Genomic DNA, 25322 nt, shown 5'->3' on the forward strand with positions numbered 1-25322 from the left:
CATGACCATACTTGAAGTAAAGAATGTAAGTAAACTGTTTGGCCCCCAAACCGAGCAAGGTCTGCAATTACTGGAGCAAGGTTGGGGCAAAGAAAAGTTGGCCAAAGAAAAACAGATAACGGTTGGTGTCAACCGGGTCAACATGGAGATTCAGGAAGGTGAAATTTTCGTCATCATGGGGCTGTCCGGAAGTGGTAAGTCGACGCTTGTTCGGATGTTTAATCGTCTGATTGAACCGACATCCGGAGAGATTCTTGTCCATGGTAAAGATTTACGCAAAATGAACAAAGAACAATTGCGCGAAGTGCGTCGGAAAACGATCAGCATGGTATTCCAGAAGTTTGCGTTATTCCCGCACCGTACCGTTCTTGATAATGTGGAGTATGGACTCGAAGTTCAAAAGGTAGATAAAAATGAACGTCGGGAAAAAGCAAAAACGTCGCTTGAACTGGTTGGCCTCAAGGGATGGGAAGATAAAATGCCGGATGAGTTAAGTGGCGGTATGCAGCAGCGTGTAGGTTTGGCCCGTGCGCTGGCTAATGACCCGGAAGTCCTGTTAATGGACGAAGCATTCAGTGCACTAGATCCACTGATTCGCCGTGATATGCAGGACGAACTGATTGAGCTTCAGGATAAAATGAAAAAGACCATTATTTTCATTACCCATGACTTGGACGAAGCGCTGCGCATCGGCGATCGTATTGCCCTCATGAAGGACGGCGCAGTCGTGCAGATCGGTACTCCGGAAGAAATCATGATTCAACCGGCCAACTCATATGTGGCCCGCTTCGTCGAAGACGTGGACTTGTCCAAGGTCCTTACCGCAGCTCATGTTATGAGACGTCCTGAAACGATTACGCTAGACCGTGGTCCTCGTGTTGCCCTCGAATTAATGCGCGAACGTGGTATTTCCAACCTGTTTGTCATTGACCGTTCGATCAAACTGCTTGGTGTCATTACAGCTGAAGATGCAACCCGTGCGATGCGCGAAAACAAAGTGTTGAACGACATTCTGATCACGGATGGACCAACTGTGTCACCGGATACCCTGATTCATGAATTGTTCGAAATTGTAAGTTCAGCCCATGTGCCACTCGCTGTTGTTGGCGAAACTGGCCGTCTGCAAGGTGTTATCGTCCGCGGTGCCCTGCTTGGCGCACTAAGCGGTGAAGTTGCAGTAAAGGAGGAACTTGCGAATGATTCCCAAAATACCACTAGCATCGTGGATTGAATCGATAGTTGACTGGATGAGCTCCTCGCTCTCCGGATTATTTAAAGTCATTTCCGTTGTCATTCAGGAGGTTGTCGGATTTTTCTCCGGGCTGTTCATGCTCCCCCATCCGCTCCTGTTTATCGTAATACTCGGTGTACTCGCATATCTTGTTGGCCGATTACCACTGACCCTGTTTACGGTTATCGGTTTCTTGCTCGTAGATAACCTCGGATACTGGTCCCAATCAATGGACACACTTGGCCTCGTTATTACATCAGGATTGATATCCATCCTGCTCGGTGTGCCTGTTGGTATCTGGCTCGCATACAGCAAAACTGCAGCCCAGATTATCACACCATTGCTTGACTTTATGCAGACCATGCCTGCATTTGTCTACTTGCTGCCCGCGGTAACCTTCTTCAGTCTTGGTGTGGTTCCAGGTGTTATCGCATCCGTTATATTCGCGATTCCGCCTACAATTCGTCTGACTCACCTCGGAATTAAGCAGGTATCTGGCGAACTGGTTGAAGCAGCGGATGCTTTTGGTTCCACATCCATGCAAAAGTTGTTTAAAGTACAGCTTCCACTTGCATTGCCTACCGTAATGTCAGGGATTAACCAAACCATCATGCTGTCGCTGTCCATGGTTGTTATAGCTTCCATGATCGGTGCACAGGGTATTGGTGCGGAAGTCTATCGTGCTGTAACACAGCTGCAGATTGGTAAAGGTTTTGAAGCAGGTTTGGCTGTCGTGGTACTGGCAATCGTGCTTGACCGCTTCACTCAAAATCTGTTTATGCCAGGCCGCAAAAAGAGCTCCCGGTTCTCAACGAAGCAAACAGCCTGGATTACTGCCGCAGCAGTATTGGTTGTACTCGTAGCAGGGTTCTCACAATACTTCATTGGTGGAAATAGTTCTTCTGCCGGAGGTAACAACACACCAGCTAGTGCTGTAGGTGAAGAAGTCAATTATCAGATCATTGGTATTGACCCGGGTGCAGGCATTATGAAGTCCACTGCCAAAGCCATCGAAGATTATCATCTGACAGACTGGACCCTGATTGAAGGATCTGGTGCAGCGATGACTGCCACACTGGACAAAGCGATTAAAGCAGAACAACCGATCATTATTACAGGCTGGACTCCACACTGGATGTTCAACAAATATGATCTGAAATATCTGGAAGATCCGCAAAAATCTTTTGGTGATGCAGAAGAAATTCACACCATTGCCCGTAAAGGCTTGAAAGAGGATCACCCGGTTGCTTATGAATTCCTGTCCCGATTCCAATGGACATCAGATCAAATGGGCGAAATGATGAGTGCCATCCAAAATGGTACATCACCAGAAGAAGCTGCTAAAGACTACGCTGAGAAACATGCAGACCAGATTGACGAATGGACCAAAGGTCTGACACCCGTTAACGGTGATGCATTTAAACTTGGCTATGTAGCCTGGGATTCCGAGATCGCAAGTACCAACCTGTTGAAATATGTCATGGAAAGCAAACTTGGCTATAAAGTTAACGCCCTGCAAGTTGAAGCTGGACCAATGTGGACGGGTGTCGCCACAGGCGACGTAGATGCCTCACCAGCAGCCTGGCTGCCATTGACTCACGCTGACTACTGGGAACGTTACAAAGACCAGGTGGATGACCTGGGGGCCAACATGACCGGTGTACGCACAGGGCTCGTTGTTCCTGCGTACATGACAGATGTTAATTCGATTGCAGACTTGGAAACAGGAGCTGCTTCCTCTACTCCATCAGCGAATGCCAATGTGGGTAATGAAGTGGATCACCAAATTATCGGTATCGATCCAGGTGCCGGAATTATGAAGTCCACTGCAAGTGCTATTGAGAAATACGGTTTGTCTGACTGGAAGCTGGTTGAAGGTTCAGGAGCGGCAATGACAGCTACGCTGGATAAAGCCGTTAAAAATAAAGAACCGATTATTGTTACCGGTTGGACACCGCATTGGATGTTCAACGCATATGACCTGAAATATCTGGACGATCCAGAAGGTGTCTACGGTGAAGCAGAACAAATTCATACCATTGCCCGCAAAGGGTTAAAGGAAGACAAACCTGTCGCATATGAATTCCTGGATCGCTTCTCTTGGACACCTGAGGACATGGGTGAAATCATGGTTGCCATTCAGGATGGCGAAGACCCCCAAAAAGCCGCAGCAGCTTTTGCCGAGAAACATAGCGACAAAGTGGCTGAATGGACCAAAGGGCTGACCCCCGTGAATGGAGATTCCATTAAACTGAGTTACGTAGCCTGGGACTCCGAGATTGCAAGTACCAACTTGCTGGAGTACATTCTGAAAGAAAAACTGGGTTACAAAGTAACCTCCCTGCAGGTAGAGATTGGTCCAATGTGGACTGGTATTGCCAACGGTGATGTGGATGCAACTCCAGCCGCATGGTTGCCACTCACCTCTGCCGATTATTTCAACAAGTATAAGGATCAGATCGATGATCTCGGTCCAAATATGGACGGTGCCAAAACAGGTCTGGTTGTACCAACCTATATGGACATCAATTCCATAGAAGATTTAAAAGATAATTAAACCAGATTGAGATGGATAAACCTGAATTTGGTAAAAAGCCCACCGAAATTTTTTCGGTGGGCTTTTTTTAGTGTAACTTTTACTAGGGCGTGCCTTCAAACATGCTAAAAGCCGAAGTGTACCTGAAACCAAATGAAAAGCTTCGCTCCAGATGGGATTTCGGGGTCAGCTTCTCTCTCTGTTGGAGCAGAGCATGGTGCGAGCGCTAACGAATCGGAGACGTCTTATTCGAGAATTTGAAGTGATTGCAGAAATCTAAGGAATCTGAGACACGTTATGTCAGAATAAAATAGTCGTTTGCAGTGTTTTCCTCATGGATTTTAGCAAATAACGTGTCTGATGTTCCTTACTTTATAAAGAGAGGACCTTCAGGCAAAATAACGCGTCCTGAGTTCCTTAGAAAACCGTCTACCCATTACCCAGGATAAGTCGACTTGGGCTTCAAGACTTTTTAAAACGCTAACCTAGATCATCATATAGCTTACCTAAATGAATTTGAGGACACACCCTAACTAACTTCGAAAATCTCAAGGATAAGCTGAACATACTTTTTTGTTTCTTTTACCTATCATCTTAAATGCTGTGAAACTGAATTATGTACTCAGGCTTTGCAAATTCTTTTCTTTTCTACGCTTACCCAATCAGCAACAATAATACGCCAATGGTTATCAGCACAATTCCCAGAATACCGTACACCACTCTTGCACCCTGGCGTCCAATCGTTTTTACAAAGAGACCTGCTCGAAAACTCCTCATAAACCAATCCCAATTGTTGATCCCACCCAACAAACTGAAAATACCTGCGGCGATAGCCAGTAGTGCGATTAAAACCGGTTGATCTTGCATGTCAACACTCCTTCATTATAATCCTGTCTACTATACCTTCCTCTAGTGAAAATGAACAGTCATTAATTAGTAAAAAAACGGCTTGCAGATGAGAGTCTGCAAGCCGTTTTCGTTTGAATATCGGAGTTAGCCATGCAGTATAAAACTGCGTTTTTGCTCTGCTCCGGTGGCACATGATTCGATCTTATTGCTTGGACTGTAGCTCACTTGCTGACATCAGTAATGTCACAACTTCAGCACGAGTTGCTTCAGCGAGCGGATTAAACAAGTTCTTGCCTGTGCCCTTCACCAGTCCTGCATCATATGCAGCCGCGATGTAAGGTACGGCCCATGCAGGTACTTTATTCGCATCTGCAAAGGTTAATGTGGATTTCGAATCAACGGGAAGACCCAATGCTCTTACAAGCATAACGGTCATTTCCACACGCGATACTTTGCCGGATGCACGGAACGTCTCATCCGTATATCCACTGATGATTCCTTGGTCCACAGCCTGAGCAATAAAGGACTGTGCCCATGCCGGAATTTTGGAAGCATCCTTGAACGTCAACGCCTTTGTGCTGGCTGGAAGTTCAAATGCTCTTGCCAGCATCACAATGAACTCGGCGCGTGTTGCCGGAGCATTCGGACGGAAGTTACCGTCCTGATACCCATTCACAATTCCCCGGGAAATGGCCTGCTCAATGGCAGCTGCCGCCCAGTGGTTGCCGATATCTTTCAAAATCACACCCGGATTCGTTGGTGTAGTACCTCCACCGTTCCCATTACCTGGAACGGATGGTGTTGTAGGAGTGGTCGGAGTTGTAGGATCCGTTGGTGTTACAGGTGTAGTCGGTGTCGTTGTACCTCCACCACTATTACCACTGCCCGGATTACTTCCATTATTTCCACCACCGTTACCAGGGGTACTTCCATTTCCATTACCCGGAAGAGGGGAACCCTTCAGATCGGTAATGCGTCCTTCTGTTGTCTGATTTACTGTACCTATACGGTCCAGATGTTCATGGAAGACTTCATAGTCGACCAGATTCAGCTCATAATAACGGTTGTCATCCTTCGCCGCTCTCATGGCGCGGTAGAAGTCTCCGCCATTCGCCATAAACGAGTTCGTCGCTACGATGTAGTATCCGTTTGGATCGATATCTGTGTAAGTGCCGTCCGCATTCTTAATCTGTACTTTGACCACGCGTTGACCTACTTGGGTCACCGTATTCGTTGTCGCATCAATTTTTTCGCCTGGCTTCGTGGAATCGTAGTAGAAACGCATACCTGAAACTTGCGGGAAGCGTCCTTCTCCTGTTTCCACACCACTCACGCCATTTTCTAGCGCAGCCGTAATTTCCTTACCTGTCATTTTCACCGCAGATAGGTTGTTGCCAAATGGCATTACAGTTAGCAGATCACCCAACGTGATATCTCCTGCTTGGAATGAAGCTCGAATGCCTCCACCGTTTTGGATCGCAACATATCCTTTAACATCGTTTTCTTTCACGATGGATTTCACTTTCTCCAACATGCCGTCTGTCATCAGGTTCCCGAGGTTGGTTTCCTGCTTGCGCACAGTGCCGCGTTCTCCATCCAGAAGTACATTCGTTTTACCGATCACTTCTTTTTGAACTCGGCCAGAGGTTCGGCATAGCTTGCCAGTTTCTCCGCTGCTTCCGGATCATTGGCGTAGACGTATGCACCAGAGGCATCCTTCGCATCCAGGTTCAGCAACTTGCCGTTCCATGTTTTCAATACGCCTGCTTCATCAAATGCGACATCCAGTTGACCCAATGAAACATCATACTCACCTGTCTGTACCACAAGCGTCGGATCAGTGTGAGTATCTACAACCACCGGTTTGTTCAAAATGGTGTGTGAATGACCACCGACCACGATGTCGATGCCTTCCACCGCTTCTGCCAGCTTCAGGTCTTCCGAGTAACCCAGATGCGTCAGCGCAATAATTTTATTGATACCTTCATCTTGCAGCATCTTCACTGTCGCTTGAGCACTTGTCTTGTAATCCTTAAACGTCAGATCATCTCCCGGCGATGACAGGGATACGGTATCCGGTGTCGTCAAACCAAAGATTCCGACCTTTTCGCCGTTTACTTCTGTAATAATAGCCGGATAGATTTGGGAATTCTCGCCTGGATTTCCGATGTTACTGTTGTACAGGCCACCCAAATTCGCATCCTTCGTATAGTCAATATTAGCACTCACGAATGGGAAGTTCGCTTGTTCAACGAAATCCTTGAGCACACTAGGACCTTTATCAAACTCATGATTTCCGAAGGTCATGGCATCGTATCCGATCATGTTCATAAACTCCAGATCCGCCAGACCGTTAAAGAGATTGAAATACAATGTACCCGAGAAGACGTCCCCTGCATCCAGCACCAGGGTGTTATCATTGCGTGTTTCTTTAATCGCTGTTACACGGCGCGGAATGTTATCCAAATGCGCATGGGTATCATTGGTGTGCAATACTCGCAGGTTAAAGTCGCCCTCTTCTGCCGTGCTTCCAATACTTAGCTGCGCGAGCAGCGGATCATGGTCACTGACGCGTCCATGCGAGTCTTCGAAATCAGCATTTACATGAACAGCTTCGATAGCAGCAGTTTGGGACAAATTTTTACTCACCAGAATGTGATCCAGTGTCTGAGAGTTTCCGTCATAGATGTAAGAATAACGTTTGTCCTCTGGCAGTTTGTTTACCAGATTGTCCAGCTCATTGCCTTCAACAATGTTCAATGTTTTGGAGAACTGGAAGTCATTGAAGTCTCCAAGCACAGCGACATTCACCTCAGGGTCTTTTTCGATTAATTCAGTTACAAATTCATTGACGATTGTCGCTTGCTGCGCACGTTGCACTTCACTTTTGCGGGTTGCAGGCTGGACATTACCAACTGGAGCTAAATCCCCACCTTTGGAGTTGAAATGGTTAGCGATAACAACTACACGTTCACCATTAAAATCAAACTCTGCCGCGAGCGGTTTTCTTGAAGTTTCAAATGCAGCATTATTCGGTTTAATTCGTCCTGGATTCAGAGACAGATCTCCACTTGCATCAAGGGCCAATGCTGTTGTTGCATCTCCTTTGGTACCTGCTTTTAAGGATACCCGCTCAGGATTGTACAGGAAACCTACACGAATATTGCCTCCGGTTGCTCCACCATCCATATTATTTAGCGGCGCAATATCGGTATACTGATAGCTTGGTCCATTATTACTTTTAATTGCATCCAGAAGCGTTTTGAAGCTTTCACTCGCATCTGTGTTTCCGCTATTTGTATCGCCATCGTTATCCTGAACTTCCATGATCCCTATAATATCAGGGCTTTTTAGATTGTTAACGATAATCTTGCCGATTTTATTTCCACGTGTTGCATCCTTTTTACTGAAGTTCTCTACATTGAACGTCGCAATGGTCAGCTTGTCTTGTTGCGGTTCAATTGAGGTTGTTGCCTGTTGTAAACCACTGGACGTAATCGGAGGCAAGTCGCCTTCCAACGTGACCTTATAATTACTACTCGAATAAGAAAGCACACCATTAATCGGACCTGTAAATTTATCACCCGTGGTCACAGCTTGAGAAGGTTTTTTATTAATGAACAAGCGTTGAGGATTAAGTGAACTTTCAAACTCTCCTGTTCCGTCTCCACGTAAGATTAATCCTCCTGCCGGAGTCTTCAATGGATTATTAGGTTCGTTGTCTACCGTCACTGCTAATCCAGGATTGTAGGAGTAAGGTCCAAGAATAGTAGCATTATCTAACTGAATACGCATGCCTTCCAGACTTTCATAGAAATCAATGGCATCCACGTCCGGGTTGAATTCGCTCAATCCATCCGAATCAATGACATTCGGTATTACGCGGCCACCTTTTCCAATGATTACGGGTTGTGGCAATTCAACATTTGGTTGTTCCAACGTGATCTCAGAAGCTACAATTTCAGTGGTTGGCAGGTCTGTTGCGCTTGCTGCATACTCTTTCACCTTGCCGGCAACCTTTACCTGGTCCTTGACTTTCATTCCATGATCTTTCTTATAGATTAAAATCCCCTCAGAAGTTGCAAGATCTCCATCTTCCTGACCAGGAATGGATTGAATATAGAATGAATCTGCGTTAACTAGAGATGTAACAATCCCATCTACATTCTGTACATTCAATCCATCATAGATGGAATAATGGCCTGCCCCTGAATTTCGTGAATACGTACACCATCCACCCGATCCACCGCAGTATACTCAAAAGAAAAAATGGTGCTTACTCTGCTATCAGCAGTGGCAACAGCTTTAATGATTTGATCTTGATTAATCGTAATAGGCTGTGTGTATTTCATGGAATTCACAGTTGGTTCGGAACCGTCCAGTGTATAGAAAATTTGGGCACCAACATATGGAGAAGTCAACGTAACTTCCGTTCCTTTCACAATGCCACCGGAAGGTGTGCTCGCTGTTACGGAGAGCAGATCTTCCAGAATATCCGACGCCGTTCGAGGAATCAACTCCAGACCGTAAGTGGAATGGTAAGTCAAGACTCCTGTCACTTTATGATACGATTTGCCAACGGAGAGAGCAGACGGGCTGTTTTTAGCATAAATCAGCATTTCCCCGCCTTGTTCATCTGTCGCCGTGTAAGTGGGCGTGTTGCTTTTTGTCACTTGAATATTGTTTACTTCGACAAGCATCCCTTCATACTGCCCTCCAGAACCCTTACTCCCCCGCACCCGGAGCAAAATGGGATGAGTTGAGCGATACAGGTGAAGGTAGATCCTGTGACTTTTCGACAGTCCGAATATAGCCACCCTGAAATCCGGATTTGCTTGCTTCAACTTGGACTAGGCCGTTGTAGATCGTAATTGGGCCGTAGGCTTCTATCCGGTCTCCAACTTCCACACCAGAAGCATTGCCGCGCACAACGATCCCGGCATCGTTATCCTGAATATACAGATTGAATACACCAGATAATTCACTATAGGTTACAATACCTTGAACGGTAACGGTGCTGTTTTCAGTTGCTTTTCTTGCCTCAGAGATTGGAATAGGAGTTGTGTCGACGAGGGTGTAATCGAAACTTGTAACATCACTATTGTCTATCCCCTCTTTAGCCGCGTAGGTTTCAATGTGCGTTGCCTCATTTACCGTGATGGGCACGGTGTAGGGAAGATAATTAGCGTCCGTATTCTGCTTGTAGTATACAGTTGCACCGACAGTAGATGTTTCCAAGGCCACCTTGGTCCCTGTTGGAACTGCGCCTGAAGTAGGATTGGCTGTTACATTTTCCACTTTGGTTACAGGAGTCTCATCGATTAGTTGGAAGGTTGTTGAAGTGGAGTCATATTTGAGGCCAGGAAGAGCGAGATAGGAAGCTAGTGTTCCATTCGTTACCCTAACTTTCTTGCCAAGAAGATCGGGGTTACTATCCAATCCAAACGTATTTCGTATTGAAGTAGCACTAGGGATTTGAACAGACATGATCTTATTTAAGTCTGTTTCACCTGGATTGTCCGCCAATCCAAAGTTACTTCCTCCACTGAACGGGGGTGAGGATTGAAGTTGGTTTTTGGAATTATTGTTAAAATATCCGATCACGTACCCTTCTACCGTCGCCGGTAATCCATCATTGCTGCGAGCAATTGCCTGAGCAACCGTTAACGGCTCATCCGCGGCGGCTGCCTTACTGCTGAACAATCCAGCCGGAATGGCACCTGTGATGAGCAGGACCATAGCCAGAAACAACCTGAGCCACCTCTTTATTTGCAGAACATGCATCTTTTACCTACCTCCATGTTTTAAATTCGTAATCATTTGTTCATTAAGCTTGGACATTAGTTCGAATATAAGATAACTGAAGTATTATTACGTGTAAACAATATTCTTTTCATATGATATAAAATAGAACATATACATCACAAAAGAATATAAGTAGAAATAAAAAAACGTAAAAAAGTAGTACATAACAACTATCTAATTTCACTTCCATCACTTTTACATCAAAAATCTGTGTATAACAGCCTATATTGAGTAACTTTAACTAACATATAAAAGATTCAAATCTCTGTATTCGACATTTATAGATAGATATCCCTATCTACAATTCGCCTTTAAGCGATTCTGCTCTTAGATCTTTTCACAGCAAAACGATGCGACAGTCAGGATTGACCATCGCATACATCTCACTTCGTTATAACACCCTAAGTTAAGCTATACATTTCAATTTTGCTAAACCCAGCTTGAAGTTTATCCTCTTTCAAGCAATAAGTTACTTCTTCACCGTGCTGTTATACTGTGCAATCTTGTCTGTAATTTGCTTCGCTGCTGCATCCAATGCGTCTTGTGGAGTTCCTTGTCCATTCAGAACCGTCTCGATCGCTCCTTCGACAATTTGACGGGCTTCGGGGAATACACCCATAACGGCCCCGGATGTTGCTGTCGAATCCGCGGAAGCGTGCAATTGGTCGACTGCTGTCTGGAATTGCGGGTACTTCGCCATATTATCCTTTAATACTTGCTCATCGTAGGCTGCTGTCGTAATAGGGAAGTATCCTGTCGCAACGCTCCAGTTGGCTTGTACCGCAGGTGTTGCCAGATACTTGATGAATTCCCAAGCGGCTTGCTGTTGAGCATCGGATTTGTTGTTCATGATATACAAGCTTGCGCCACCAACCACGACGCCACCTTCTTTGGCATCAGCAGGACGAGGCAGGAAGCCTGTTCCCAGCTCAAACTTGCCACCAGCACCCTCTACAATTTTGCGCAATCCAGCGGTAGAATCCAGCGTCATGCCGATTTGTTGCGCAGTAAATGCAGCGGTCGTATCGTCTGTGCTACGTCCCAGATTGGAGACGGTCTTCTCGTCCATCATCTTTTTCCACCATGTCAAAGTCTTCACGCCAGCTTCGGAGTTCAGCAAGGATTCAGTCGCTGCGCCGGTTCTACCGTTACCATTGTTTACATAATCTGCATTCTGGTTCGCGAAGAATTGTTCCATAAACCAGCCATAGATCGCCATGGATGCGCCGGGTTTACCGTCTTTCGCCAGTGCTTTGGCTGCTTGCTCAAACTCCTCGTATGTCTTAGGCGGGTTCTCCGGGTCCAAACCGGCTGCTTTGAACATGTCCTTGTTATAGTACAAAATCGGGTTCGATGTGTTAAAAGGCATTGCATTCAATTTGCCGTCAATGGTGTAATAACGGATGATGTTTGGTTCCAGTTGGGACAAGTCAAACTTGTCTTTATCAATAAATTGCTGTACTGGCGTAATCATGCCCGAGTCGATCATGAACTTGCTGCCAATCTCATATACCTGGATAATGTCCGGGCCGCTGTCCGAGCCCATGGAAGCTTTGAGTTTGTTCAGGCTCTCATCGTATTTCCCCTGATAGATCGGCTTTACCTGAATGTCCGGGTGACTTGCGTTGAAATCGGAAGCGAGTTGGTTAATGGCTTTCTCCCCTGCGCCCGACATCGAATGCCACCATGTCAGTTGTACCGGTTCAGCAGCTGCGGCATCCGCCTGCGCTCCGCTCGTTGTGCTTGTCGTTTCGGTTTTCCGCCGCAAGCGGCCAGTACCAACATCAGTGCAGCCAGCATCAGTGCAAATGTACCTCTTTTTTCAAACGAAACCCGATCATAATCGCTCTCCTTTTTGGGACTCACTTCAAAATAAAATCTTGGAGATGACACGGAGTGGCCGTTACGGTTACGAATCGTTCTTTCGATCGCTGTTATCTCCGGATTTTTTTCATTCCCCTTCAAAGGGGAAAATCCGGAGATAAAGGCGAACGCTTCGCTTCTTCAGAATCGATTTCGTCCCCTCCACTACTACCGTGGTATATCTTCTCAACATCTTATTTCAAGAGTGAGCCTTGTTTATTCGCTCCTGGTATCCAAACCGCCAACCTTTTAAATCCTTAAAACAAACCTTACTCCTACTATCCCTTCAGCGCGCCTGCTGCCATACCGCGGACAAGCTGTTTCAAACCGAAAACCAGAAGCAGAAGCGATGGCAGAATCACCATAGCCGTACCGGCAAACACCAGATTCCATGCGGTGGATTCCTGGAACTCCAGCATCGAGATCCCGATCTGTACCGTCCTCATCTCCGGCGTATTCGTGACGAGCAATGGCCACAGATATGAGTTGTACATACTCAGGAATGAATAGATCGCCAGTGTTCCAAGTGCCGGACGGGACAGTGGCAGAACATGGGATACGAAGTAGCGGATGTGTCCGCAGCCATCGATCTTCGCCGCTTCAAACAACTCTTTCGGAAGCTGCATGAAGAATTGTCTCAGCAGGAATGTACCAAACGCCGTTGCCAGGAACGGTATGGTCAGCCCTTGATACGTATCAAGCCAGCCCCAACTGCGCACCGTCAAGTAGTTTGGGATCATGGTGACTTCCCAAGGAATCATCATCGTGGCTACAAACATGCTGAAGATGATGTTCTTGCCCTTAAACTCCATTTTCGCGAATGCATAGGCCGCCATGCTCGCCGTAACAAGCTGACCTAACATCGTCAGTCCTGCAACGAGGAACGTATTACCGATAAATGAACCAATCGGGACGATATCGAATACTTCAGCGAAATTGGACAGGTCTATGGACCGCGGTATGATGTGCGGCGGATACGCACTGGCATCCTCCGGCGTCATCACGGCCATGAAAAAGGTGTACAGCACCGGATACAGCACAAGCGCCGCACAAATTGTAAGCAACACATACAGCAATGTTTTCGTCCATGGTGTTCTCATTGGTAATGCACTTTCCTTTCCACCCATTTGAACTGAATCAGGGTCAGCAGCATAATCACCGCGAACAGGATAAGTGCCTGCGCACTGCCCGTCCCGAATCGGAAATTAACGAATGCTTCCTGATAGATGGAATAGACGAATACATTGGTACTGTCCATCGGGCCGCCCCGGGTAAGAATGTTGATCTGACCAAATGATTGGAACGCACCAATGATCGATACTACGGTCACGAAAAACAGGGTTGGCGACAGCAGTGGCATCGAGATTTTGCGAAAAGTAAGCAAAGGACCTGCGCCATCAATCTTTGCGCTCTCATAAATTTCTTCCGGGATGCCCTGTAATCCACTGGACAAAATAATATAATTGAATCCGAGATTCATCCAAATCGTCATGATGGAAATCGATATTAACGCCCAATCCGGGCTGGTTAGCCAGGGAATCGGGTCAATTCCTACTTTTCCTAATAAATAATTCAGCATGCCCAAGGTCGGATGGAACAGAAACTTCCAGATGACCGCCGAAGAACCAACAGATAACACCACAGGCAGAGAGAATACAAACTGAAACACGCGCATCCCCTTGAATCGGTTGTGGGTCAGTGCCGCCAGAATCAGAGCAGCGAGCATGCCCGTTGGCACGGTAAACAGAACGAACAACAGCGTTACTTTCATCCCCTGCAGGAACAATCCGGACTGGAATACCGCCTTAAAATTGTCTAGCCCCACATAAGCTGCAATCTGTCCGGTAGGGTCCGTGGAATGCATACTTAGGTACACCGATTTAAACATCGGATAAAACAGGAACACTGCGAATAAAAGCAGCGATGGTGCCAGGAAACCATAGGCCAGCATGTTCTCCCGTATCCGCTGCACACGCAGCGAAGCTGTCCGGCGCTGACTCGTATTGGTTACGCGCCGTCTGGCAGCAGGCAAGCCGATCCGGTTGTCAAGCTCACTCATCGGATTTTCTTCCCCTTGATCTACGCATTCGGTGTGTGAACTTATCACCCACGTTATCTAGTGTAAAAGCCAACTGTCACAGCAGCATCCGTTCTGAATCAACGCAGCGTTAATCGTGGACAAGTGGCTTTACCAAACAAAGGACTTTAAATAGACTTCAAACCAGGGTCAGTGAACAGCAAAAAACCGCAAGAACTCCCTTGGTTCGGGAATGTTCCTGCAGTTTTGTCTGTAAAGAGAAGATGAACAAAAATTTGATATAAACTCAATAAATTTTACATAAAACTGGATATTTAATGTAAACGCAAAATGTTCAGTTTAAATTTTATAATAAAATGGATGAATAGTAAGAAAATCACATACTTTTCTCATGCCATTGCCTATTGTAGATGAAGCCTTTTAACGATTGAGATGATACGGTACAGTCGTCACAATCACATCTTTATAGTTGATCAGATAGGCACGAATCATGAAGCTGGTCTGGTTATGCAGTACATTTTGCCACCAATGCTTGGTGATGAACTGTGGAATCAGAATGGTGATATGGTCCGTCTCGGCGGTTTTCCATTCCACGGTATCAATGAATTTCTTGAGCGGCCCCATAATGCTGCGGTATCTCGATTTAATCACAACCAGACGAACGCCAGGATTCCACTCCTCCCACTTCTGCTCCATTTTACGAATCGCTTCATCATCAAACCCGATATACAAGGCAACCACCTGGTCAGACATCGTCTGCGCGTAACTGATCGTGTTCATCACGACTCGTGTAATGCCAGCCACCGGAATAACGATGGTATTGCCCTTTCTCACCGGTTTCTCCAGCTTGATATCAATCCGCAATTCATCTGCGATGTTGCAATAATGACGGTGAATGCGCATGAATACATAGACGACGAGCGGCAGGAAAATAAAGATAACCCATGTTTGCGTGAACTTGGTGAAAATAAAAATCAATGTAATCGACAAAGTGGTCAGCATACCAATTGTATTGACGAGCAGCTTCACACCCCAGCCGGACGGTTTGACTTTGATCCAGCGAATCATCATGCCCAGCTGCGACAGCGTGAATGGAATGAACACACCCACTGCGTAGAGCGGTATCAGGCTTTCCGTGTTTCCTTTGAATCCGACAACCAGCAGGGCAGACATTACACTGAGAAAAATAATACCGTTCGAGAAGCCGAGGCGGTCTCCTCTAACCATAAACATATGCGGCATATATTTATCTTTTGCCATCATGAAGGACAGCAGCGGAAAAGCGGAATACGCCGTATTGGCTGCCAGAAACAGGATCAGTGCCGTTACACCCTGAATAATAAAATACATTGTACCCCTGCCAAACGTAGCTTCGGCAATCTGGGAAATGACTGTGGCTTTGGGATCAGGCTTTACCCCGTAACCATAAGCAAGTAACGTGATACCGATAAACATGGCTCCCAGTATACATCCCATCAGCATCAAGGTTCCTGCTGCATTTTTCTCGGCAGGCTGCTTAAAGTTTGGAATCGCGTTACTCACTGCCTCAACCCCGGTCAAAGCGGAACATCCCGAGCTGAATGCCTTCAGCAACAGAAACAGACTCACATGAGACATCGTCGTTCCGAATTCAGGGGCCGCAGCCTCCATGCCACCAACGAGAAATTTGATGCCCCCGGATATAATCAGAATCGCAATGGAAAAGATAAACAGATATATAGGGATCGCCAGCACGGAAGCAGATTCCGTCACTCCCCGCAAATTCATAATCGTCAGAAACACAATCATAATCAATGCAATGATTATGCTGTAATCATGAAGCATCGGAAAGGCAGATGTAATCGCATCGGTCCCTGCAGACGAGCTTACCGCAACCGTCAGAATATAATCGACCAGCAAAGATCCTCCGGCAATCAGGCTCGGAGCCGTACCGAGATTATCCTTGGCAACGATATACGCGCCGCCTCCTGTTGGATAAGCAAAAATCGTCTGGCGGTAGGAAAAAATTAAAATGACGAGTAATCCCAACACGGCGATGGAGATTGGAACAGAGTACCACAAGGCCGCGACTCCGGCCGCAATGAGCACCAGTAAGATCTGTTCCGTACCGTAGGCAACGGACGATAGGGCATCGGAGGACAGGATGGCGAGTGCCTTCCATTTCCCCAATTTTTCTGCATCCAATTCAGCCGATTTCATAGGCTTGCCTATTAAGATTCTCTTCATTTTGCCAAGCATGATCATAACTTCCTTCCATCAATCATCTGTGAAGCATTGTTATTATGCAAAATCGCTGAGGCATTGACAATAAGTCATTTCACCTGAATTTCGCCAGCGTGTGATAATGCATTCTACGATTCAATAATCGATAACAAAGCCGCGCTTTATTAGATTTTTGAACTTTTTTGAACCAAAACGGCGTTTGTTCGCCGAAAAAGGAAATGGCCTTCGGTTTAATAAACCAAAGACCATTCATATTAGGCTGTGTTGGAACTCTTTCTTTTATACGATCTCGATTTGTTAAACCTCCGTGCCCAATATACCAGGACGTGGAGTGACACCGAAAGCCTGAGCTAATGTAGCTAGCTGCTGATCCGTAATTCGCTGTCTGATCTCATGACCTGCAACCAGCATATATACCTGGGCTGCCTTCTCAATGGTCTCAATCAGGCCAAAAGCTTCATCGACCGTTGTGCCCGTTCCAAATATCCCATGCTGCGGCCAAATGACCGCGTGATATTGCTTCATTTTTTCAGCCGTTTTTCGTCCGATTTCATTCGATCCAGGCACCATCCACGGAATAATGCCAACGCCATCCGGGAAAACGACTACACACTCCGTACACATCTGCCACAGCGTCTTTGTGAACTTCATCTCATCCAGATCATGGATAAAGGTCATTGCCAGCACATGAGTCGCATGGTTATGCATGACAACCCGATGGTTCGGGTCCACTTTCAAACGTTCGATATGACTCATAAAATGCGTAGGCAATTCACTCGTCGGGCTCGCTCCCGACTTCAGACCCCACAGCACCTCAAGCTCCTGTCCATCCTTCGAGACACGCAGCAATCCCAGATTGCTCTCCGGATCAGCCAGCACATTTTTGAAATATTTGCCCGAAGCGGTCACGATAACATACTTGCCTGCCAGCTCCTGCGTCGAAAAGGCAGGTTTGATCTTGCGGATCACATGGTTGATATCAATATATTGGGCAACGTCCTCTTCCTCCAGCAAATAGCTGACATTGCCGCCATTGCGTTCATCCCATCCATTTTTCCACATATGTTGAGTAATCTCCGCCATCTCACGGACAAATGGGATATGGAATCCAGCAGCCTGCGTAGTTTCTTTGGTAAGGGTCACGTTCATCATCATTCTCTCCTTAGGTTAAAAATAGAATGGCTGTCACGTACATAGTAAGTTCCTTTTTTCACATTCATTATACCTTTGTTTATCTTTATAAGTCAATGATACACAGATATATAAACTCATTTATTTTTGTTTGTGTTTGTTTTATGTATTTTTTATAAAATAAAACAAAAAAATACCTCACCGGCGTCCGGCGAGGTCAGTCACACATCTATCTAACACGAGAAGGGGTTTACAAGAATAATCTTACCTCTGCTACCTTAATAGAAGCTGAAAATGAAATAAAAAAACGATGAAAAGCCCATTTACCAAATAATTCCGGTCACCGCTTCTATCCATCCATTCAGGCTATACATTTAAAGACTTTGAGCTGGCCTGAATGTGCAAAGGATTCTACTCCCTTTTCAGCAAATAGGACGGGTGCATCAATCCTGTCGGTTCATAGCGCTCGTCGCGTACATATTGGAAACCCAGCTTGGACAGCATGTGACGGGATGCCTCATTGTCCGGATGATGCCCGGCAAACAGCGCTTTAACCTTCAATTCTTCGAATGCATAATCAATCACCGCTCGTGAAGCCTCCATCGCATAACCCTTGCCCCAGTAGTCTCTGGTAAGATGAAATCCCAGTTCATATATGTTTTCTTCCGGAGAATACGGCGCAAGCCACAGCAACCGACAAACACTCCCGATTCCTTTTCAAAGAAAGGCCAGTATTGCACCTCCACTTCCTCCTGCCTTTTTATTTCTTGCGTCAGCCGAGCTTCTACTTCATCCTCACTCAAAAATCCCTTGCTGCTGATCCACTTCGTTACCTCATGATCTCCCCATAGAGCAAATGCCAGGGCACGGTCTTCTTCATTCCAAATCGAGAATACAAGCCGCTCCGTTTCAAGAAACGTTGTTCTTTCCATTCTATCGGTTTCATTTGTTCTATCCATAATCCAATAACCTCCTGTTTCACAACATCAGTATACTACTACTTCTACAATAAATTACTCGAATTGCAGCCTTTGTAAACAAAAATATGATTGCACAAGTTACATCACTCAAGATTAATAGCTATAATTTCTGTGCCAGTTTCTCAAATTGATTGATATAAGGCTTAATTTCTTTTTCTACACTTTTGATAAAAGAATTAAACTGCTTCTGGCTGAATTCACCCCCAACGCCAACATTTCTATATACTTTTCCTTTTTGGTATGTAAATGAGGAGAAATAACCGCTCTTCAATCCGTCTAAAATATTTCCGGCATCGCCCAGTATTTTAAGACTTATATTTGAATCCTTATACGCAAAATAATAAGGTGGGTCATATTCTCCATGACGAACATCATATCCTGAAATCCACTGATCCTTGGAAAATGTCCCTTTCTGAATACGATTTTCAAGCATAACCGCTTCGTAGGATATTTCTCTGATCTCCAATTCTCCTTTTCCCTCCCTTTTGTCATTCTTCCAAAAGCCATCATACTTGAGGTCTGTAACACGGTCGTCGTCACTCGTCACAGCTTTGTAGATACCATACCCCGAACGTTCGCCTGATACCCAATTTCCCTTATAAGTTTTGCTCTTACTCCAGGTCATCGTTCCATAGCCATGAGGCTTGCCATTCTTGGTTTCACCATAATAAGTTACTCCATTCCCAAACTCCAAGGTCCTCATTGAAGAGGCTGCATCTGAAGTGTGTAAAGGCATGAAAAACAATAAACACAAGGTCAACCCCAAAACGTACAACAACATCTTTTTCAAAATTATAATCTCCCTTTCGTTTGAAATAAGAATATCAAACATTCCTATAACAACTAATTAAATTTATAAAGACCCTAATATAATATCACTACCACCCCAGATGCAGCCATAAAAAAGAAAAAAACCTCTGCGGACAACATGTCCGACAGAGGTTCTCAAAGCACCCTGATTTCATTAGAAATCAGATGTTGCGATTTGAATTGTGCCTGTTGAAGCACCTGCGGGAGTAGTCAGCAGAGCAGCTACGAGCAGCAAGTCAACAGACAACGTAAGGCTGTTGCCAGTAGGGATCATATACGTAATCACTGGAGCGTTAACACGAGTTACAACCAGGTCTACCGGAAAAGGACCAAAATTGTTCACTGTGATGCTGGCATTCGTGCCTCCAGCAAGGTTTTCATAATACGATTTACCCACACTAGCCCCTAAGGCATAAAATTGTTGCGGTAAAAGGATGGCCATGGAAATCACCTCCTTTTGGCTTGGATACCGTATTCTATGTATGAAATCTATGAATGTAACGGTGAAGTGACCGTGTGATAACGTACATTTTGATAGAGGTGCTAGATTTACAAACCAAAAAGCCCCACCAGATCATCCGGCGGAGCCAATGACACACAAACTCATTTTCTAAGATTCTTACGCATAAAGCATGAAAAAGTTCAACTCATGTCCCTGCTGTTTGAGATAATTATAAAGCTGTGAACGGTGATGGAACACATGCGTTAGCGTTTCAATCTGCCATTGGACTTGTAAATGACCATGCTCCATATAGAATGCTTTAGTTGAGCGGTTCAGCAGATCTTCTTCGCTTAATGAAAGGATATACGCTTTGTAGGCCTCCAAATTGGCCCAGAGGGTTGACTCCAGTTTTTCAATATCTTCGATCCCTGACAGACTATTCTCCACCACGCCTACCTCTGCTTCGCCTTCCTCCTGCATAATCGCAAGGTCCGAAGCCGTAATCTGAATAAAATGATGGACCAGTTCCACCAGTGAACGCATATTGTCCTGCGGGCGGTAAGCCCAGTCCTCCGGACGAATCAAGCGGATCAGGCTAGCCCCCGTTCGCACGCCCGTCTCCAATTCACTTAGCAGATGATCTCTGATTTGCAATGTTCCATTCATATATGATATCTCCTTTACTATTCATTCTCACCATTCAGTATAACGGAAGGGACAACCGAGTTATTGTACAAATCGGACAACATTTGTTGATATTCTTTGGCAGCAGTGAGCGGGGTTTCTCCATAGAACTTACGAAATTGACGAATCAAATGGGCTTGGTCATAGAAACCATGATTCAGGGCCAGCGCTACCCCATCTGCCGTGTGCCCCTGATGAATACTTTCCAGGACACGGTGAAAACGAACAACCTCGCTGAATCTCTTTGGACTGACTCCAACCCATTCTGCAAACTTCCGATGCAGCTGGCGTTCACTGACAACCTCTCGCATCGCCAACTCACTGACGCTCATGCGGCCCCCATCCTTAAAAATGCGGTGAAGCACGTTTTTCATCAAATCATGCTCATATGTATTGGGTTGCAAGGATAGCGGACTCAGATAGGTATTCATCACCTGTACTCGTTCATTAAAGCTTTTCGTTCCAGCCATCCGCTCCTGAAGCTCACTCAGCTCGACTGGCCAACATTCATGAAGCGGAATTCGTCTATCTGTAAATTCCTCCAACGGCAAACCGTGAAAGACATATGCTCCACCTGGGAAAAAGCGCACCCCAAATGTGTAATCGGCAGAAGCAGGCGCATCAGACGGCCCTGGTACAGCAAACGGATGCGTATAGTTGCCACAGTAACCATAAGAATGCAACAAACTGACCGAGTCGTATGTAATCAGCATGTCCGTGCAGCCATCCGGCAATACCCGGGCAGGTACAGACATATCAGGCTGAACTATACCTCCATCGATATCAGGTTTCTTAGAAGACTGTAGAATCAAACCGGATTCCCAATAACAAGCTATATGAGCCATCAGGGGTGCAGAAGGTATTTGCTCCATGTAATACGTGTGCCTACCTGTCCCATTCATCTGAATGGGTCTGAACAGCGGATGCAGACTCAGGTCCACGAACCATCCCTCCGTTATTAGCATTATGTATTCATCTATCATACCATCAACCGGTAAACTGAGAAAAAAGTACCCCGCCGGAGGATCCGACGGGGCTAGTCACACATCTATTTAACACGAGAAGGGGTTTACAAGACTTATCTTACCCCTGCTACCTTAATGAAATCTGAAATGGAGATGAAAAGAACATCAAAATTCAACAGCTCCGGCAGACTGATTGTGAGAACGTATCACACCATTTGTAAGACAAATGGAAGAAATGATTTTACAAGGTGACCTATTGACATGTGTTCTGCCTCATTCAGATTTACCAAATGAACAGATTTCAGGTCAAACGCCCAGTCATTTGGGTAGGCCATCGCATAGAATGCCCTATAAATGATTTGGGAGGTTTTACTTTGAATAATTATCCAATGATGCATCATATGGCTAACTCGCCTTATATGCAGCAAATGCACCACATGCCTCATAATATTGTGGTTCACCCAGTAGATCATTGCGTAGTCGAGAGTCTGATGGCCCTGATGGGAAAAGTGGTTATCCTGGAAACAACTCGCGGCAGACTTGATGGATGCGTCGTCGCTGTTAAGCATGATCATGTTGTCCTGGAAGAAAGACACAAAAAATTCTTAGTTCGTATCGCCGAAATCGTCTGGATCATGCCTGATTAAACAGAGATTGAGGTAATAACGAACAGAAGGCAACTACAAAGGTACCCATACCCTAAACACTTCTTTTTCTAAGTGTCCGGTGTATGGGTACCTGATTAGCTGGCCGTATGCCAGCAGTGCTTTTTTTGAAATGAAGAGTATAGGTTTAAAGTTTCCCAAAGCAACATTATAATGAGAATACATAAAGATGTATTACGAGGTGAGATTTTGTTGCAAGCGTTTTTCACAATACTATTCACACTAGGCTTTATTGTTTTCTTCGTTTTTCTTCTTTTGATGATCTTATCCATAAGAAAGCATAACCGGATAACGAAAAAGCACGTTATGCTAACAGCGATGTGTTTTGCAATTGCTTCTATAGGAATGTATGGTATGTTGGCTTCGACTACGAACAAAGTGAATACTACAGTTGAAAATAACAATGATGACCTAGACCAGACCGCTCTCTCTGTTTTGAATATGACTACCGATGCGTTCAAAAACAAATTCAATTCAATCGTAGGCAAATACCGATTAAATGGTCTGAGTATAACCGTCTTGAACGTGAAAGAGGCCTCAGAACATGGCACAAAAACCTTTGAGTATATCTTCAAAGACAATTTACGTATGGTTGGTGTGTTAAATTCAGAGCAAAAAGTTCAGGAAGTCATGTTATACGAGTCTGGTGATGTCAGTAAACCAACCGGTGGTAACCTATTAACTGCGATCGCTACACTTATTCTGACAACCAATAACGAGTACACATATAATGATGCGCAAGACGTGATTCAGGATATCGGCATATTAGATCGCGATGTAAGTCAGAGTGAATTTGATGAAGCGACTGTTCGAAATGAATTTGAATATCGCTTCAGCATCCAAGACGATATTTCTACTTTTGGAATAAAAGCAGTTAAATAAGTTCCGAATGTGCAAACAAGTCGTTCCATTGAGGAACGACTTAACGTGTGGTATGAAACTGCTTAATAAAAAATGGTGGTCTGCCTGTTAACAACACAGCTATGTATGGTATGCTCATTGATTACTACCTCGTGTATCGATCAATGTCATCGATCGCAGATTGATGCTCTCTTCTATGGTGATCTTCATGCTGACGAACGTCGTTCTTTAACTTGGCCAAGAATCCCCACCCCATGAATACAAATAAAAGCACAGTAATCAAAGCATAAGCGAAACTATATAGGTTCATGTAAAAATTGATGAAAATTGCACCTACCATCAAGCCAAGAATCCACAACGTCCACTTTGTACTCTTTCTCAATTCATTTCCTCCTCAATCAAATTCCATATAATCATATATATGTTTCATTGTACATACGAAGAAGTAAGCTAACAGATATCGATTCAGTGTTAAAACATAATTCAAAGCACCCTACTCTAAATATATAAAAGGCTCCCTTTCGGGAGCCTTTCATCTATCGGCATTACAAAGGTTTTTACACCTTTATTACATCATGCCGCCCATTCCATAATAGTCTGTAATATGTTTAACTTAAGGGTATATAATGGCTGTACCGTAGGTGTGACCAATAGTTTATCTGTAACATGTTTAACTAGAAAATATATGCGTTAACACCAGTTGGTTAACAAGCGGTTTACATGTTAACGGTTTTCATGACTTTCATTCCCGCTTCTATATCCTGCAGCATATGCCACCAAACAATAGAGTTCCCCTTTTTCCACATAAAGGCTCTCAATCTCTGAAAGTAATTCTTTTCTCACTCCTGGAACATCCCATAGTTCATTGATAATCCCCGCCAGCTTCTTGTGCAACGAGTCTTCTGCCTTTTCGCAGTGTAATAGTACCTGTTTTATTTTTTCCTTATTTTCATCCTCACTGCTTTTTGTTTTAGTCATTGCAGTTTCTCCTCTTAGATGTACGTTTTTCAGTTCACAGAACATTTACCTGTAAGTATATTGGTGTTATAATTTCCCTCGAAATACCCTATGCAAGTTAAGGAGCATTTGTTGTGGCTAAAGTCTCCCGAGGGAGATGCCGACTTAAACAACTACTCAAAGAACGCCGTATGAAACAGATTGACCTATCCACAAGAACAGGATATAGCCCACAGCTTATATCTAACTGGGCAAATAATCACGATAAGATGTCATCTGACGTGATGTTCCACATTGCCTATGTTCTGGACTGTCATGTGGAAGAATTATACGAGCTAGTTTTTGAGTGAGCCGGTCGGCTCTCCCTAGGGTTAATCTATGGTTAAGCCATAGTTTTTCTCGATAGCTTCTAACCTCCTTCTCATTGATTTATATATGTAAATAATACCTTCTTCCTATGACATTCGGTGTCGCATTGTGTCGAACGTCCCGAAGGTAAAACTTTACATCTGCTGGCTTCAGCAAACGATGAATTTACTTTACAATAAAGATATACTTCACATTATACACGGAACACACGTTCTTGTTAATGAATAATATATTGTCGAATACAATCTGATTTTAATATGAATTCCAACGGTGCGAGGTAGTATAAGGGGTGGTTTTTCGGCTGATTTAGGAAAAAATCCGCCAGGCTGCCCTGACGGATCTTAATCTCATATTGAAGCTGCAGTAATCTCTTCAATCTTAATCCAGCTGTAATCCTCTTCTGCCCTTACTAGCTTGATTCTCCTGTTCGGCTTGTCAATTGACGCAACGACTCCCCTTATATCCTCATCATCAAATGGATTAAATACGGTCAACGTAACAGATCGGCATTCCTGGTATGACTCCAGGATCGCTTCCTCGATGAGCTGCATCTCCTGTTCGTCCAATACAGGCTTCCCACGCCGCCTTTGTAACTCTTCCTGAGCCAAATACGCTTCACGATGTTCCGGGAGGATCAGCCTCGATCCTTCATAAATCCCATTCTCACTTAATTTACTCGCCATAGATATCATCCTCCGTCATAATTTTAATACCTCGTGGAATCGACTCGGACCGTTTAATATAACCCTTTTTCTCCAAGCGATCCAGATATCCGTGGGCTGTGGATGAAGAAGACCAACCCAGCATATCGCTAAGCTCCCTGGTGGTAGGTGGATATTTGTTATCCCGAAAAAATTCTTTGATTGCCTGTAACGCATCCTCTTCCCTGCGACTTAATCTTTGCATGTCTGTG

At 44.9% G+C, this 25322-nt stretch carries 24 protein-coding genes and 1 pseudogene; 5 read left to right on the forward strand and 20 right to left on the reverse strand.

The window, feature by feature from the left end; translation table 11 throughout:
- Position 1: 1 nt before the first annotated feature.
- Both ACTWJ7_RS28140 and ACTWJ7_RS28145 read left to right on the forward strand, forming a co-directional pair.
- Positions 2-1231, forward strand: coding sequence for a quaternary amine ABC transporter ATP-binding protein (locus ACTWJ7_RS28140; protein ID WP_024630729.1), 1230 nt, complete (start codon positions 2-4; stop codon positions 1229-1231).
- Complete coding sequence (locus ACTWJ7_RS28145; RefSeq protein WP_301879631.1) at positions 1197-3788, forward strand: glycine betaine ABC transporter substrate-binding protein; 2592 nt, start codon at positions 1197-1199, stop codon at positions 3786-3788. Before ACTWJ7_RS28140 ends, ACTWJ7_RS28145 begins: the two co-directional genes overlap by 35 nt.
- Positions 3789-4421: 633 nt before the next feature.
- Here ACTWJ7_RS28145 and ACTWJ7_RS28150 read toward each other — a convergent pair.
- The 16 genes and pseudogenes from ACTWJ7_RS28150 to ACTWJ7_RS28225 form a co-directional block, all read right to left on the reverse strand.
- The gene (locus tag ACTWJ7_RS28150; RefSeq protein WP_079350846.1) at positions 4422-4634 is read right to left on the reverse strand and encodes an immunity 17 family protein; all 213 of its coding nucleotides are present in this window, start codon (positions 4632-4634) and stop codon (positions 4422-4424) included.
- Between the two features lie 184 nt (positions 4635-4818).
- Positions 4819-6240, reverse strand: coding sequence for an S-layer homology domain-containing protein (locus ACTWJ7_RS28155; RefSeq protein WP_443146067.1), 1422 nt, complete (start codon positions 6238-6240; stop codon positions 4819-4821).
- Positions 6237-8795, reverse strand: a complete 2559-nt coding sequence (locus ACTWJ7_RS28160; RefSeq protein ID WP_443146068.1) for a metallophosphoesterase — start codon at positions 8793-8795, stop codon at positions 6237-6239. Before ACTWJ7_RS28160 ends, ACTWJ7_RS28155 begins: the two co-directional genes overlap by 4 nt.
- A complete protein-coding gene (locus tag ACTWJ7_RS28165) occupies positions 8792-9316 on the reverse strand; it encodes an FN3 associated domain-containing protein (RefSeq protein ID WP_443146069.1) in 525 nt (174 codons plus the stop codon). Before ACTWJ7_RS28165 ends, ACTWJ7_RS28160 begins: the two co-directional genes overlap by 4 nt.
- A gap of 25 nt (positions 9317-9341) precedes the next feature.
- Positions 9342-10367, reverse strand: coding sequence for a DUF6359 domain-containing protein (locus tag ACTWJ7_RS28170; protein ID WP_443146070.1), 1026 nt, complete (start codon positions 10365-10367; stop codon positions 9342-9344).
- A 523-nt stretch (positions 10368-10890) separates the two neighbouring features.
- The gene (locus ACTWJ7_RS28175) at positions 10891-12189 is read right to left on the reverse strand and encodes an ABC transporter substrate-binding protein (RefSeq protein ID WP_443146071.1); all 1299 of its coding nucleotides are present in this window, start codon (positions 12187-12189) and stop codon (positions 10891-10893) included.
- On the reverse strand, positions 12111-12386 hold the full coding sequence (locus ACTWJ7_RS28180) for a hypothetical protein (RefSeq protein WP_443146072.1): 276 nt from the start codon (positions 12384-12386) through the stop codon (positions 12111-12113). Before ACTWJ7_RS28180 ends, ACTWJ7_RS28175 begins: the two co-directional genes overlap by 79 nt.
- Before the next feature lie 176 nt (positions 12387-12562).
- The gene (locus ACTWJ7_RS28185) at positions 12563-13384 is read right to left on the reverse strand and encodes a carbohydrate ABC transporter permease (protein WP_301879634.1); all 822 of its coding nucleotides are present in this window, start codon (positions 13382-13384) and stop codon (positions 12563-12565) included.
- Positions 13381-14235, reverse strand: a complete 855-nt coding sequence (locus ACTWJ7_RS28190; RefSeq protein ID WP_443146434.1) for a carbohydrate ABC transporter permease — start codon at positions 14233-14235, stop codon at positions 13381-13383. The genes ACTWJ7_RS28185 and ACTWJ7_RS28190 overlap by 4 nt, the downstream gene beginning before the upstream one ends.
- A 507-nt stretch (positions 14236-14742) precedes the next feature.
- Positions 14743-16560 carry an APC family permease gene (locus ACTWJ7_RS28195; protein ID WP_301879636.1) on the reverse strand — a complete coding sequence of 606 codons (1818 nt, stop codon included), beginning with the start codon at positions 16558-16560 and terminating at the stop codon, positions 14743-14745.
- Positions 16561-16842: 282 nt separating this feature from the next.
- Entirely contained in the window at positions 16843-17694 is an 852-nt protein-coding gene (gene rhaD, locus ACTWJ7_RS28200; protein ID WP_301879796.1) for a rhamnulose-1-phosphate aldolase, read from the reverse strand.
- Positions 17695-18087: 393 nt separating this feature from the next.
- Positions 18088-18635 (reverse strand): annotated as a pseudogene (locus ACTWJ7_RS28205) (GNAT family N-acetyltransferase).
- A 121-nt stretch (positions 18636-18756) separates the two neighbouring features.
- The gene (locus ACTWJ7_RS28210; RefSeq protein ID WP_301879798.1) at positions 18757-19437 is read right to left on the reverse strand and encodes a hypothetical protein; all 681 of its coding nucleotides are present in this window, start codon (positions 19435-19437) and stop codon (positions 18757-18759) included.
- Positions 19438-19620: 183 nt separating this feature from the next.
- Positions 19621-19908, reverse strand: coding sequence for a hypothetical protein (locus ACTWJ7_RS28215; RefSeq protein WP_301879638.1), 288 nt, complete (start codon positions 19906-19908; stop codon positions 19621-19623).
- 177 nt (positions 19909-20085) lie between these two features.
- Positions 20086-20574: a DinB family protein gene (locus ACTWJ7_RS28220; RefSeq protein ID WP_024630740.1), complete on the reverse strand. Its 489-nt coding sequence runs from the start codon at positions 20572-20574 to the stop codon at positions 20086-20088.
- Positions 20575-20591: 17 nt separating this feature from the next.
- The gene (locus tag ACTWJ7_RS28225) at positions 20592-21533 is read right to left on the reverse strand and encodes an AraC family transcriptional regulator (protein ID WP_301879639.1); all 942 of its coding nucleotides are present in this window, start codon (positions 21531-21533) and stop codon (positions 20592-20594) included.
- A 398-nt stretch (positions 21534-21931) separates the two neighbouring features.
- On the opposite strand from ACTWJ7_RS28225, the gene ACTWJ7_RS28230 reads away from it, so the two are divergent.
- Both ACTWJ7_RS28230 and ACTWJ7_RS28235 read left to right on the forward strand, forming a co-directional pair.
- Positions 21932-22204, forward strand: coding sequence for a DUF2642 domain-containing protein (locus ACTWJ7_RS28230; protein WP_301879640.1), 273 nt, complete (start codon positions 21932-21934; stop codon positions 22202-22204).
- 207 nt (positions 22205-22411) lie between these two features.
- A complete protein-coding gene (locus ACTWJ7_RS28235) occupies positions 22412-23104 on the forward strand; it encodes a hypothetical protein (protein WP_301879641.1) in 693 nt (230 codons plus the stop codon).
- Between the two features lie 124 nt (positions 23105-23228).
- On the opposite strand, the gene ACTWJ7_RS28240 is transcribed toward ACTWJ7_RS28235, so the two are convergent.
- Positions 23229-23465 (reverse strand): hypothetical protein, encoded by a 237-nt coding sequence (locus tag ACTWJ7_RS28240; RefSeq protein WP_079350857.1) that lies wholly within the window; start codon positions 23463-23465, stop codon positions 23229-23231.
- A 341-nt stretch (positions 23466-23806) separates the two neighbouring features.
- Entirely contained in the window at positions 23807-24061 is a 255-nt protein-coding gene (locus tag ACTWJ7_RS28245) for a hypothetical protein (protein ID WP_079350858.1), read from the reverse strand.
- A gap of 113 nt (positions 24062-24174) precedes the next feature.
- Here ACTWJ7_RS28245 and ACTWJ7_RS28250 point away from each other — a divergent pair, with 113 nt between their 5' ends.
- The gene (locus ACTWJ7_RS28250) at positions 24175-24390 is read left to right on the forward strand and encodes a helix-turn-helix domain-containing protein (protein WP_079350860.1); all 216 of its coding nucleotides are present in this window, start codon (positions 24175-24177) and stop codon (positions 24388-24390) included.
- A 366-nt stretch (positions 24391-24756) separates the two neighbouring features.
- Here the strand turns inward: ACTWJ7_RS28250 and ACTWJ7_RS28255 are convergent, their stop codons facing one another.
- Entirely contained in the window at positions 24757-25092 is a 336-nt protein-coding gene (locus tag ACTWJ7_RS28255) for a YolD-like family protein (protein WP_443146073.1), read from the reverse strand.
- Positions 25082-25315: a LexA family protein gene (locus ACTWJ7_RS28260; RefSeq protein ID WP_336759461.1), complete on the reverse strand. Its 234-nt coding sequence runs from the start codon at positions 25313-25315 to the stop codon at positions 25082-25084. Before ACTWJ7_RS28260 ends, ACTWJ7_RS28255 begins: the two co-directional genes overlap by 11 nt.
- Between the last annotated feature and the right edge of the window lie 7 nt (positions 25316-25322).

The sequence above is a fragment of the Paenibacillus sp. 1A_MP2 genome (assembly GCF_052244825.1).
Classification (GTDB): Bacteria; Bacillota; Bacilli; order Paenibacillales; family Paenibacillaceae; genus Paenibacillus; species Paenibacillus vandeheii.